At 38.1% G+C, this 13,543-nt stretch carries 11 protein-coding genes; 8 read left to right on the top strand and 3 right to left on the bottom strand.

Annotated elements, in window-relative coordinates:
• Positions 1-58: 58 nt before the first annotated feature.
• Positions 59-964: a TIGR01777 family oxidoreductase gene (locus tag ACU5DF_RS14550; RefSeq protein ID WP_446713382.1), complete on the bottom strand. Its 906-nt coding sequence runs from the start codon at positions 962-964 to the stop codon at positions 59-61.
• A 128-nt stretch (positions 965-1,092) separates the two neighbouring features.
• On the opposite strand from ACU5DF_RS14550, the gene yfcE reads away from it, so the two are divergent.
• Positions 1,093-1,641: a phosphodiesterase gene (gene yfcE / locus ACU5DF_RS14545; RefSeq protein WP_446713381.1), complete on the top strand. Its 549-nt coding sequence runs from the start codon at positions 1,093-1,095 to the stop codon at positions 1,639-1,641.
• Between the two features lie 64 nt (positions 1,642-1,705).
• Here the strand turns inward: yfcE and ACU5DF_RS14540 are convergent, their stop codons facing one another.
• Both ACU5DF_RS14540 and ACU5DF_RS14535 read right to left on the bottom strand, forming a co-directional pair.
• Positions 1,706-2,251 (bottom strand): regulatory protein ToxS, encoded by a 546-nt coding sequence (locus ACU5DF_RS14540; RefSeq protein ID WP_446713380.1) that lies wholly within the window; start codon positions 2,249-2,251, stop codon positions 1,706-1,708.
• The gene (locus ACU5DF_RS14535) at positions 2,242-3,108 is read right to left on the bottom strand and encodes a winged helix-turn-helix domain-containing protein (RefSeq protein WP_446713379.1); all 867 of its coding nucleotides are present in this window, start codon (positions 3,106-3,108) and stop codon (positions 2,242-2,244) included. Before ACU5DF_RS14535 ends, ACU5DF_RS14540 begins: the two co-directional genes overlap by 10 nt.
• Positions 3,109-3,324: 216 nt before the next feature.
• Between ACU5DF_RS14535 and htpG the strand changes: the two genes are divergently transcribed.
• From htpG to lon, 7 genes are all read left to right on the top strand, one after another.
• On the top strand, positions 3,325-5,223 hold the full coding sequence (htpG, locus tag ACU5DF_RS14530) for a molecular chaperone HtpG (RefSeq protein ID WP_446713378.1): 1,899 nt from the start codon (positions 3,325-3,327) through the stop codon (positions 5,221-5,223).
• 265 nt (positions 5,224-5,488) lie between these two features.
• Positions 5,489-6,133 (top strand): adenylate kinase, encoded by a 645-nt coding sequence (adk, locus tag ACU5DF_RS14525; RefSeq protein WP_045101533.1) that lies wholly within the window; start codon positions 5,489-5,491, stop codon positions 6,131-6,133.
• Positions 6,134-6,215: 82 nt separating this feature from the next.
• Entirely contained in the window at positions 6,216-7,181 is a 966-nt protein-coding gene (gene hemH / locus ACU5DF_RS14520; protein WP_446713377.1) for a ferrochelatase, read from the top strand.
• Positions 7,182-7,532: 351 nt separating this feature from the next.
• Positions 7,533-8,831 (top strand): trigger factor, encoded by a 1,299-nt coding sequence (gene tig / locus ACU5DF_RS14515; RefSeq protein WP_446713376.1) that lies wholly within the window; start codon positions 7,533-7,535, stop codon positions 8,829-8,831.
• Between the two features lie 105 nt (positions 8,832-8,936).
• Positions 8,937-9,560, top strand: coding sequence for an ATP-dependent Clp endopeptidase proteolytic subunit ClpP (gene clpP, locus ACU5DF_RS14510; RefSeq protein ID WP_045101535.1), 624 nt, complete (start codon positions 8,937-8,939; stop codon positions 9,558-9,560).
• An 86-nt stretch (positions 9,561-9,646) separates the two neighbouring features.
• Entirely contained in the window at positions 9,647-10,933 is a 1,287-nt protein-coding gene (gene clpX, locus ACU5DF_RS14505; protein WP_045101536.1) for an ATP-dependent protease ATP-binding subunit ClpX, read from the top strand.
• A gap of 133 nt (positions 10,934-11,066) precedes the next feature.
• Positions 11,067-13,418 carry an endopeptidase La gene (lon, locus tag ACU5DF_RS14500; RefSeq protein WP_446713375.1) on the top strand — a complete coding sequence of 784 codons (2,352 nt, stop codon included), beginning with the start codon at positions 11,067-11,069 and terminating at the stop codon, positions 13,416-13,418.
• Positions 13,419-13,543 lie beyond the last annotated feature (125 nt).

Here is a 13,543-nt window from a genome sequence, read left to right as displayed (position 1 = left end):
TCATCATGGGTCTAAAAGTGAGTGATTGCAACGGCTCTTTTAAATGATAATGACTCGCTTAATTAAATAACTGTTTCAAAGCAGACTCAATGCGTGAATAACGGAATTTAAAGCCTTCGTGAACTAAACGTTGTGGTCGTACTCTTTGGCTATCAGTAAGCAAGGCGGAAGCTTCGCCTAAAATGCCTTTAATGAGAATTTTAGGTGTAAATAGGAAGTGCGGTCGCTTTAGTGTTTTTGCTAACGCTTTACTAAAGGTCTGGTTAGTTACTGGGTGAGGAGCTGTTAGGTTGTAAATACCACTGCTACCCTCTTGATCTAAGAGGTGTAATATAGCGAGAACCATATCATCAATATGGATCCATGACATATATTGCTTTCCATCCCCTACAGGACCACCAAGCCCAAACTGGTAGGGCAATTGCATCTTTTTAAGAGCGCCCCCTAGTGGTGATAAAACAATACCAGTGCGTAAAAGACAAACACGAGTTTGATTATTTTGAGCTTGTAAGGCTTTATTTTCCCACCGTTGGCATACTTGATGGGAAAAACCTGATGACACAATTTCTGTTGTTTCATTGATATCTTGGCTGCCAGCATTACCATAATAACCAATCGCAGAACCAGAAATAAAACAGCGTGGTGGAGTGAGTGATTTTAAACAAAGTTGAGCAAGCTCATCGGTAAGATTACAGCGACTATTGATAATTATATCTTTTTGCTTTTTAGTCCACTTTCTTTCGGCAATAGGTTCTCCGGCTAAGTTAATAATGGCGTCAATATCATTAAGATCATTAAAGGAGGAAAGATCTGATATAAAATCAGTATGAGGCAGTGCTAGATGGTTAAGTGCTAATTCAGCCTTTTGAATGTTGCGAGTTAATAACACTAAATGGTGACCTTTAAGGTGGTCCAATAGCTGTTTTCCGATTAACCCTGTACTACCAGTAATAAGTATTTTCATCTCGTCTCCTGCAAGATATATAATATCTGATTAACTAAGTATAAATTGAGTTCACTGATTGGCAACTTTCATTATGTTTTCCTTTATACTTTGTGTTTGAAATACCTCTTTAAACTTAAGGATTCTTCGTGAAGTTATTTTTTGCATCAGATCTGCATGGCTCTTTACCTGCAACACAACGTGTTATTGATACGTTCTTAGCCTCTAAAGCGGATCACTTAATTCTGCTAGGTGATTTGATTAATTTTGGTCCAAGAAATCCGTTACCAGAAGGGCATAACCCTCTTGCGGTGGCTGAGTTATTGAATCAATACGCAGAGTCTATCATTGCAGTAAGAGGAAATTGTGACAGTGAAGTCGATCAAATGTTGTTGTCCTTTCCAATTATGTCTGATTACAATATTGTTTTGTTACCGACAGGACAAAAGTTATTTTTAACTCACGGCCATATCTATAATGCAGATAAGCGTCCCTTATTAAAGAAGGGCGATATTATTGCGCATGGACATACTCATATTACTGTCGCAGAGTGGCAGGGAGACCAAATTATTTTTAATCCAGGCTCAACTACGTTTCCTCGAAAAGAAGATGGGAAGCCTAGCTATGGTTTACTTGATGGGAAAAGATTGTCAGTTCATGACTTTGATGGGAATATTCTTAATACCATTGACTGTTAAGATCTAATATAAAAAAAGAAGCCAGTATAGGCTTCTTTTATATATTAACGTTACCCCAATGACATTAATGGGAGAATAGAATGCCAGAGCCATAATTCAAACTAGTCAATAATAGAGTTTTATTATTGATGACATCAACACGCTTACTTTGTTGAGCATCCATTCTAAATACACGCATAATCAACTTTTTTTGTGAACCAGAGAAATCTTTATTATCATTTGCAGTCACGTCTTTAAACTCTGTTGGATCAATCAACAAGTAGTCACCACTATAATCCCAATTTCCGGTTTCCATTACATTGATAGTTAAAGGGGTTGCTTCATTAGGAAGGCCACTATAGATAACTAATGTTGATGATTTTGAATAAGTTTTATTCGGTAGATAGACAACATTTGACTTAATGTCTGCACGCTTTAATGGCCCCATATCTTCATAATTAGAATCAATGCGAACTGTACTCATGCTCTGCCATTCTTTCGATGTTAGTAGTTGTTCAACTTTACTGTCACTTTCCCAATAAAACCAAGCACTGCTTATTATTGAGATAAAAAGAAGGGTTATCGGAAAAAAACGTTTTATAACTGGAAGTTGTTCGCCATTTAACCACATACTTTATCCACCTCTTTTTGATCAATCAGCAAACGTACACTAATGCTTTGATCACTGTGCTCTTCATTATGAATATAATTCAATGTGATTTGGTTAGGCTGACCACTGGTCGCAATCACTTCTATTGGTTTTAATGCATCAATATGGTTTGAATTATAGTACACAGTACATTGCTCAATAAGTGACTTCCATCTATCGATGTTTGGATGATTTACTGGAACAAAAATAGGTGTTTCATCGTAATTGGCGACTTGAATAAATGCATCTGATTTAGGCGTGTGATTAATATAAGCAATGATCGGTAAAATAAACGCTATGATCAGAGTTAATGTTCCCAATAAGGATAAATGAGCCTGAGATTTATTACTATCTTTTGATGATTTACCAGTAGATGTAACATGATCAGCAACTTGTTGCGGTATCTCAACTGGTGCTTCTACAACAGGCTCTCGAGTGTCAGATGAAGGTATATTTTCATTTATAGCTTGTGATTCAACCTCTTTTTCTGGGTCCAATTGTGCGACAGCTGTTGAAATAAACTGATACCCACGCTTAGGCACTGTTTTCACATAAACAGGTAGCTTTGTAGGATCTTGTAGCATTTTCCGTAATGTAGAAATTGCTTGTGTTAAACTGGAATCATCGACTTCAAATCCTTGATCACGCCATACATATTCATGTAATTCGTGACGACTAACAACCTTCCCTGGTTCTTGAATAAGCAGGCTTAAAACACGGCTTTCATTGCCACCCAAGCGAATAATATCATCATCATTTAATGTGTCGATGAGACTATTATCGTTTGGATCAAATAGGAACCGGTCGCCAATAATAATTTTTTTATTTTCTATATTCATTGGTTGTTAACTCAGTAATGGTGATTCATATTAGATGATATCTAAGTATCATTTTTAGAATGTCTATTTTATGTCAAAATTTATCATTAATCATATTACAGTATAAAAAAAGAAAAAAAACAGTGTTTTTACATTGCTTTACCTTGATTTTCATCTTTTAGGCCCTATTAAAGTGAATATATAACAATACATTTGTCTTTATATCGGAGTTTATAGATGAGCGAACAAACAATTAATAATAAAGAAACACGCGGCTTTCAGTCAGAAGTTAAGCAGTTACTTCATCTAATGATCCATTCTTTGTATTCAAATAAAGAGATCTTTTTACGTGAGTTAATTTCAAATGCATCAGATGCATCAGACAAGTTACGTTTTAAAGCACTGTCAAATGGTGATTTATATGAGGGAAATGCAGATCTTGGCGTTAAACTGTCTTTCAATGAAGAAGCGAATACTTTAACTATATCTGATAACGGCATTGGTATGAACCGCGATGATGTTATTGAACATTTAGGTACAATTGCTAAATCAGGTACGGCTGATTTCTTCTCAAAACTATCAGACGATCAAAGTAAAGATTCTCAACTTATTGGTCAATTTGGTGTTGGTTTCTATTCTGCATTCATTGTAGCTGATGCAGTAACGGTTCGTACTCGTGAAGCGGGTACAGCAAAAGACCAAGCGGTTCAGTGGCACTCTGAAGGTGAGGGGGATTACACGATTGAAGACATTACTAAAGAAACTCGTGGTACCGATATCATTCTTCATATGCGTGAAGAAGGTAAAGAGTTTTTAAGTGAATGGCGTCTAAAAGAAGTGATTGGTAAATATTCTGATCATATCGGTATTCCTGTTTCTCTTTGGAGTATTGAAAAAGACGAAGAAGGAAAAGATAAAGAAGGTAAATGGGAGCAAATCAATAAAGCTCAAGCGCTTTGGACTCGTAGCAAATCAGAGATTGAAGATACAGAGTACCAAGAGTTTTACAAACATGTGTCGCATGATTTCGCAGACCCTCTAACGTGGAGCCACAATAAAGTAGAAGGTAAAAATGATTACACGAGCCTTCTATATATTCCTGCGAAAGCCCCATTTGATATGATGAATCGTGATCATAAAAGTGGTTTAAAACTGTATGTCCAACGTGTCTTTATTATGGATGATGCAGAACAGTTTATGCCTAGTTACCTACGTTTTGTTAAAGGTTTGATTGACTCAAATGATCTACCACTAAACGTATCACGTGAAATTCTTCAAGATAATAAAGTGACTCAGTCATTGCGTGGTGCGTGTACTAAGCGTGTACTAGGTATGCTTGAGAAAACAGCGAAGAAAGACGATGAAAAATATCTAACTTTCTGGAAAGAGTTTGGTCAAGTTCTAAAAGAAGGCATGGCTGAAGATTTTGCAAATAAAGATAAAATTGCGAATTTACTGCGCTTTGCTTCAACAGACAAAGACAGTTCAGAGCAAGCAATGAGTTTAGCTGGTTACGTTGAGCGCATGAAAGAAGATCAAGATAAGATTTTCTACTTAACATCAGATAGTTACGCTGCTGCGAAAAATAGCCCACACTTAGAGCAATTTAAAGCAAAAGGCATTGAAGTTGTATTGATGTATGATCGCATCGATGAGTGGATGATGAGCTACTTAACGGAATTTGATGGTAAGCAATTCCAATCAATTACAAAAGCGGGCTTAGATCTAAGCAAGTTTGAAGATGATGCTGAGAAAGAGAAACAAAAAGAAACAGCAGAAGAGTTTAAATCTGTTGTTGAACGCACTAAATCTTATTTAGGCGATCGAGTTAAAGAGGTTCGTACTACGTTTAAATTAGCAACAACACCTGCTGTTGTCGTTACTGATGACTTTGAAATGGGCACACAAATGGCGAAACTTTTAGAAGCTGCTGGTCAAGCTGCTCCTGAAGTTAAGTACATTTTTGAAATAAACCCAGAGCATGCTCTTATTAAGCAAATGGCTGATGAAGCGGATGAAGAAGCGTTCGGTCGTTGGGTTGAGATGTTACTTGGTCAAGCAATGTTAGCAGAACGTGGTTCTTTAGATGACCCATCACAATTCTTAAGTGCTATGAATCAATTATTATCAAAATAATTAAGTAATAGCTGTAAAAATAAAATGAATGAGATCTGAGTGACAATAGTGCACTAAGGTCTCATTGTTTTTTATTGGAATTCGTTACATTCTAGAGCCAATAGATTTTGCTATTTTCATCTCAAACTTGATAGCGTTCTCAGTTCCGTGTATCTTTCACGGCTTATTTTTAGAAATAAAACTTATACCTAAGTTTATAGATAGTGATTAATTCTATTTGTAAGGTTTGGTATAAATTCCAAGATTAAATTTTAAGGGGAAAACAATGCGTATCATCCTTTTAGGTGCACCTGGTGCGGGTAAAGGTACTCAAGCTCAGTTCATCATGGATAAATTTGGTATTCCACAAATATCTACAGGTGACATGTTACGTGCTGCGATTAAAGCAGGCACAGAAATGGGCAAACAAGCTAAGTCTGTAATCGATGCTGGTCAACTTGTATCTGATGAGATCATCCTTGGTCTTGTTAAAGAGCGTATTGCTCAAGAAGATTGCGCTAAAGGTTTCCTACTAGATGGTTTCCCTCGTACAATTCCTCAAGCTGATGGCTTAAAAGAGAATGGCGTATCAATTGATTACGTTCTTGAGTTTGACGTTGCTGACGAAGTGATCGTTGAGCGTATGTCTGGTCGTCGTGCACACCTTCCATCTGGTCGTACATACCACGTTACATTTAACCCTTCTAAAGTTGAAGGTCAAGATGACGTAACTGGTGAGCCTCTTGTTATTCGTGAAGATGATAAACCAGAAACAGTTCTTGCTCGTTTAGGTGTTTACCATGAGCAAACTGCACCGCTTATCGCTTACTACAATAAAGAAGCTGAAGCAGGTAATACTCAGTACCTTAAATTTGACGGCACTAAGTTAGTTGCAGAAGTTAGCGCAGAGATCGAAAAAGCACTTTCGTAATCTTACCTAACGAACAATTTATTGTTATATTGAAGGCGGCCTTATTGGTCGCCTTTTTTTATAAAAATAATGGATAATGATTGTGAATAATAAAAAAGCAGGGGTGCTATTAGTTAACCTTGGAACACCAACAGCGCCAACGGCATCGGCAGTAAAAACGTTCTTGTCAGAATTTTTGCATGATAAACGCGTTGTCGATATGACTCGTTTTATTTGGTGTCCCTTGCTTCATGGTGTGATCCTTCCTATTCGAGCGCCTAAAGTAGCAAAGTTATACCAAAGTGTTTGGATGGATGAGGGCTCGCCTTTAATGGTTTATTCACAGCGCCAAATGAGAGCGTTGCAAGAACATCTTTCCATTCCTGTGGCGTTAGGAATGACTTATGGCCAACCGACGATTAAATCAGGAATTGAACAATTAGAGGAACAAGGATGTGAAGAAATCGTAATTCTACCTTTGTATCCCCAGTATTCCCGAACAACAACAGCAGCAGTATTTGATCAAATTGCTAAGCAATATAAAACCACACCGGTCTTACCTGATTTCTCACTGGTTCATAATTATCATGACCACCCACTTTACATAAAAGCCCTTGCTGATTCGATTAAACGATCGTGGGAAGAAAATGGAAAAGGGGACTACGTTTTATGTTCATATCATGGGATCCCGCAGCGCTTTGTCGATAATGGTGATATTTATGCAAAGCATTGTGAACGTACAACAGAATTACTAGCAAAAGAGTTAAATCTGACGTCAGAACAAATTGGTATGAGTTACCAATCTCGCTTTGGACGAGAAGCTTGGTTACAGCCATATACGTCAGAAACATTAACTGAATTGGCGCCAAAGGGCGTTGCATCTTTAGATATCATTAGCCCTGCGTTTTCTTCAGATTGTTTAGAGACATTAGAAGAGTTAGCAGAAGAGTGTAAAGAGATATTTATGGATGCTGGTGGTCAAAAATACACCTTTATTCCTTGCTTAAATGACGATCAATTACATATTGAAATGATGGCGGATATCGTTAATAAGAAGTTTTCTCAGTAATTCCGTCTGTTTTTTAGAAAAAAAGCATTTATAAGGGTTGAAAAGTACAACTCATTGCCCAATTTCTTATTAAAGATTATCTACGTGAGTAGTGAGCCTCGACATAGATGGGTCAGATCGCTACAATATCGCGTCTTATTTTGCCACTTGGCTAAATGCCGTGTTTTATTTAATAAAATACGCGATCTACTTATTATTCAAAATAAGCAGATAAAAGAAGATACCCAATTTGGTATCACGAATCATAGGGGTTACGGTTTCTATTTTACTAGGCCTGTAACACAAGGATGCGGCACGTATTTTTTGTCGCAAACTCAGAGAACCTGAGTCGATTTTGAGGTTTATATAAACATGCAAGTTACTGTTGAAACTAAAGAAGGCCTAGAGCGCGTTCTAACTATTACTGTACCAGCTGCAAACATTGAAGATGCTGTAAATGCAGAACTTCGTAACATCGCTAAAAATCGTCGCTTTGATGGCTTCCGTAAAGGTAAAGTGCCAATGAAGATGGTTGCTAAAATGTACGGTGCTGCAGTACGTAACGATAAAATGGGTGAAGTTATGCAACGTCACTTTATTGAAGCAATCGTTAAAGAAAAAATTAATCCAGCTGGCACACCAACATTTGCACCAGTAGAATTTGCTGCAGGTCAAGATCTTGTATTTACAGCATCATTTGAAATCTACCCAGAAGTTGAACTTCAAGGTCTAGACAAAGTTGTTGTTGAAAAACCACAAGTTGAAGTTAAAGACGAAGACGTAGCAGAAATGCTAGAAACACTACGTAAGCAACAGGCAACTTGGGCTGATGCTGACGTTGCTGCTGAAGATGGCACTCGCGCTACAATCAACTTCGTTGGTTCTATCGATGGTGAAGAATTTGAAGGCGGAAAAGCTGACAACTTCCCTCTAGAAATGGGCCAAGGTCGTATGATCCCTGGTTTTGAAGATGGTATCAAAGGTAAGAAAGCTGGCGACGAACTAACTATCGATGTTAACTTCCCAGAAGATTACCACGCAGAAAACCTAAAAGGTAAAGCTGCACAATTTGCTATTACAGTAGTTAAAGTTGAAGCTCGTGAACTTCCAGAAATGAACGATGAGTTCGTAACTAAGTTCGGCGCTGAAGGCGGTGTTGAAGGTCTTAAAGCTGAAGTTCGTAAGAACATGGAGCGTGAATTAGCTCAAGCAGTTAAAAACAAGATCAAAGAACAAGCAATTAACGGTCTAGTTGAGCAAAACGACATTGATGTTCCTTCTGCTCTTATCGATCAAGAAGTTCAAGTTTTACGTCAACAAGCTGTTCAACGTTTTGGCGGCAACGCTGAGACTGCTCCTGAACTTCCACGTGAATTGTTTGAAGAGCAAGCTAAACGTCGCGTAGTTGTTGGTCTTCTTCTTGGTGAAGTTATCAAGTCTGAAGAACTAAAAGCTGACGATGAAAAAGTGAAAGCACTTATCAACGAAATGGCTTCTGCTTACGAAGATCCAACTGAAGTTGTTGCTTATTACGAAGGTAACGAGCAAATGATGAACAACATGCGTAATGTTGCTCTAGAAGAACAAGCAGTTGAAGCAATTCTTGCTAAAGCACAAGTTTCTGATAAAGAAGTGCGCTTTAACGAACTAATGAATCAACAACCTGCTTAATTTCTAAATTAATTAAGTAGTTAGTTGACTTAGTTTCACAAGATCTGCTAATAATGGTCCGAATGAAGCGTCATTCGGACCATTTATTTTATAAGGGATACGGTTATGAGCTATCAAGAAAACAATGCAATGCCTTCTATTATGGATGCACTTGTTCCTATGGTTGTTGAGCAAACTTCACGTGGTGAGCGTTCGTATGATATTTATTCCCGTCTGTTAAAAGAGCGTGTTATCTTTTTAACAGGTCAAGTTGAAGATCACATGGCTAACCTAGTGGTTGCTCAGTTACTTTTCCTTGAGTCTGAAAACCCAGATAAGGATATCTTCCTATACATTAACTCTCCAGGTGGTTCAGTTACTGCAGGTATGTCTATTTATGACACAATGCAGTTTATCAAACCAAATGTGAGCACAGTATGTATGGGTCAAGCATGTTCTATGGGTGCCTTCTTACTTGCAGGTGGTGCACCAGGTAAACGTTATGTATTGCCTAACTCACGTGTGATGATCCACCAACCACTTGGCGGCTTCCAAGGTCAAGCATCAGATATTCAAATTCATGCACAAGAAATCTTAACGATTAAGAAGAAATTGAATACGTTACTTGCTGAGCATACAGGCCAGCCTCTAGAAGTGATCGAAAATGATACAGATCGTGATAATTTCATGGCAGCAGATGATGCAGTGAAATACGGTCTTGTAGATGCTGTGTTAAATAAACGTGACTAATTAATAAAAAAGCAGTAACGTTTACAGCAAAGAAGGTAAGTTAGTATAAACTTACAGCATAAAGGCAACGTTTAAGAGGTTAGCAAATGACAGACAAGCGTAAAGACGAAAATAGTGGAAAGTTACTATATTGCTCTTTTTGCGGAAAAAGCCAGCATGAAGTTCGTAAACTAATTGCAGGTCCTTCTGTTTATGTTTGTGATGAGTGCGTTGATTTATGTAACGACATTATTCGCGAAGAGCTAAAAGATAATACTCTGTCTCCAAAAGAGAGTAGTGAAGAGTTACCGACACCGCAAAATATTCGTGAGCATTTAGATGACTATGTTATCGGCCAAGAGCACGCGAAAAAAGTATTAGCGGTAGCGGTATACAACCACTACAAGCGTTTACGTAATGGCGATACTACAAAAGATGGCGTTGAATTAGGTAAGAGTAATATTCTACTTATCGGTCCAACAGGTAGTGGTAAAACATTACTTGCTGAAACGCTAGCTCGTTTCTTGGATGTTCCGTTTACTATGGCGGATGCAACCACACTAACAGAAGCAGGCTATGTAGGTGAAGATGTAGAAAACATCATTCAAAAGCTGCTACAGAAATGCGATTACGATCCAGCGAAAGCGGAACGTGGCATTGTATATATCGATGAAATTGATAAGATTTCTCGTAAGTCTGAAAACCCATCGATCACACGTGATGTGTCAGGTGAAGGCGTTCAGCAAGCACTATTGAAATTGATTGAAGGTACAATTGCATCAGTACCACCTCAAGGTGGTCGTAAGCACCCACAACAAGAGTTTTTACAAGTAGATACTTCTAAGATCTTATTTATCTGTGGTGGTGCGTTTGCAGGTTTAGATAAAGTAATCGAACAACGAGTTGCAACGGGAACTGGTATTGGCTTTGCTGCTGATGTTCGTTCTAAAGATGACAAAGCGACTGTCGGTGATTTATTGAAGCAAATTGAGCCGGAAGATTTAGTTAAATTTGGTCTGATCCCTGAGTTTATTGGTCGTTTACCAGTAACAACAACATTAACTGAATTAGACGAAGAAGCGTTGATTCAAATTCTAAGCAAGCCTAAAAATGCATTAACTAAGCAATATGCTGCGTTATTTGATTTAGAAGGCGCAGAGTTAGAATTCCGTGAAGATGCGTTGAGAGCGATTGCAAAAAAAGCAATGAACCGTAAAACAGGTGCTCGTGGTCTTCGTTCAATTTTAGAGGCGATATTATTAGATACTATGTATGAATTACCTTCAAAAGAAGGTGTATCTAAAGTAGTTATCGATGAATCTGTAATCAATGGCGAATCAGAACCACTATTGATGTTTGAAAATACAGAAACAAAAGCAATATCTGCTGAATAGCGTATTTAGCTAATAAACAGACAAAAAGGAGGCCTTGGCCTCCTTTTTTATTTTTAATTAGAAATAATGTTGAATCTTAGCGACTTGCCCCCATATTATCTCTAATAGTTACTGACGGAAAAGAGAGAATAATATGAACCTGGAGCGTTCCGAGCGCATTGAGATACCAGTTCTACCATTACGAGATGTAGTGGTATATCCGCATATGGTAATCCCATTATTTGTTGGCCGTGAAAAATCGATTCGTTGCTTAGAAGCAGCAATGGAACAGAATAAACAAGTCCTATTAGTGGCACAAAAAGAAGCCGCGAAAGAAGAACCACAACTGGATGACTTACATGCTGTTGGTACTATTGCGACTATTTTGCAACTACTGAAACTACCTGATGGTACAGTTAAAGTTTTAGTTGAAGGTCAGCAGCGAGCGAAAATTCATCAGTTTTTAGAAGCTGATTTCTTTACGGCGGATGCTGAGTTTTTACTTACACCTATTATTGATGATGCTGAACAAGAAGTGGTTATGCGCTCTGCAATTAACCAATTTGAAGGTTTCATTAAGCTAAATAAAAAAATCCCACCAGAAGTACTTACGTCACTGAATGGGATCGAAGACGCTGCACGTCTTGCTGACACCATTGCTGCTCATATGCCGTTGAAGTTGGTTGATAAGCAAGAAGTACTCGAATTAACGGATGTTATTGCTCGTTTAGAATTTTTAATGGGAATGATGGAGTCGGAAATTGATTTATTGCAAATCGAAAAACGTATCCGTGGCCGTGTTAAAAAGCAAATGGAAAAGAGCCAGCGTGAATACTATTTGAATGAGCAAATGAAAGCTATTCAAAAAGAGCTTGGCGACTTAGACGATGCACCTGATGAATTTGAAGCACTGCAGAAAAAAATTGCAGACGCTAAAATGCCAAAAGAAGCCCAAGAAAAAGCAGAGCAAGAGCTACAGAAGCTGAAGATGATGTCTCCGATGTCAGCAGAAGCAACAGTAGTGCGTAGCTACATTGATTGTATGGTTGCTGTGCCTTGGTTTAAACGTTCTAAGGTGAAGAAAGACTTAGCTAAAGCTGAAGAGATATTAAACTCTGATCATTATGGCTTAGAACGCGTTAAAGAGCGCATTCTTGAGTATTTAGCAGTTCAGAGTCGAGTGACTAAGCTTAAAGGCCCAATTCTATGTTTGGTTGGTCCTCCTGGTGTTGGTAAAACGTCTCTTGGTCAATCTATTGCTAAAGCAACTGGCCGTAAGTATACACGTATGGCACTGGGCGGTGTTCGTGATGAGGCGGAGATCCGCGGCCATAGACGTACTTATATTGGTTCTTTACCGGGTAAACTAATTCAAAAGCTATCAAAAGTTGAAGTGAAAAACCCACTTTTCCTATTAGATGAAATTGATAAGATGTCATCTGATATGCGTGGTGATCCAGCATCAGCGCTTCTTGAAGTCTTAGACCCTGAGCAAAATAATAAATTTAGCGATCATTATTTAGAAGTTGATTACGATCTTTCTGATGTTATGTTTGTTGCAACGTCAAATTCAATGAATATTCCAGGCCCATTATTGGACCGTATGGAAGTAATTCGTCTGTCTGGTTATACCGAAGACGAAAAGCTAAATATTGCAAAAAGTCATTTGTTGAATAAACAAATTAAACGTAATGGCTTAAAAGCACATGAGATCGAAATTGATGACTCAGCCATTATGGGTATCATTCGTTACTACACTCGTGAAGCTGGCGTACGTAGTTTAGAGCGTGAAATTTCTAAACTTTGCCGTAAAGCGGTAAAACAAATCTTATTGGATAAAACCATTAAGAAAGTCACAATAAATCAAGAGAATTTAAAAGATTTCTTAGGTGTTCAACGTTGTGATTATGGTAAAGCGGATGATGAAGATCGCATCGGTCAAGTCGTTGGTTTAGCTTGGACTGAAGTGGGCGGTGATCTACTGACAATTGAAGCTGAATCTATGATTGGTAAAGGCAAGTTGGCTTACACTGGCTCACTTGGTGATGTCATGAAAGAGTCGATTCAAGCTGCAATGACAGTAGTTCGTACTCGTGCTGAAAAATTAGGTATTAATCCTGATTTTTATGAAAAGCGTGATATTCATGTTCACGTACCTGAAGGTGCAACCCCAAAAGATGGTCCAAGTGCAGGTATTGGTATGTGTACCGCATTAGTGTCAAGCCTGACTGGTAACCCTGTACGCTCTGATGTAGCTATGACGGGTGAGATAACGCTTCGTGGTGAAGTACTTCCTATTGGTGGCTTGAAAGAAAAATTACTTGCAGCACATCGTGGTGGCATTAAAACTGTCATTATTCCTAAGGATAATGAACGTGATTTAGAAGAGATCCCTGCGAATGTAATTGCTGATTTAGCCGTTCATCCAGTGAAGTGGATTGATGAAGTATTAACCTTAGCGCTTAAGAATAATCCACAAGGCTTTAGTACTGAAGCTTCTAAATAGTGATGTGTAGCAGAAAAACGTTGATATAACAGGGCTGACAGGCTAAAAGAGCTTGTCAGCTTATATTGATGTAGCTAAGTTAGCCTACATTACTGTGATAGCTACTTCGCAGAACAGGATTAAAT

It is taken from the genome of Aliivibrio wodanis (assembly GCF_052920805.1).
This window is presented reverse-complemented; position numbering and strand designations above follow the sequence as displayed.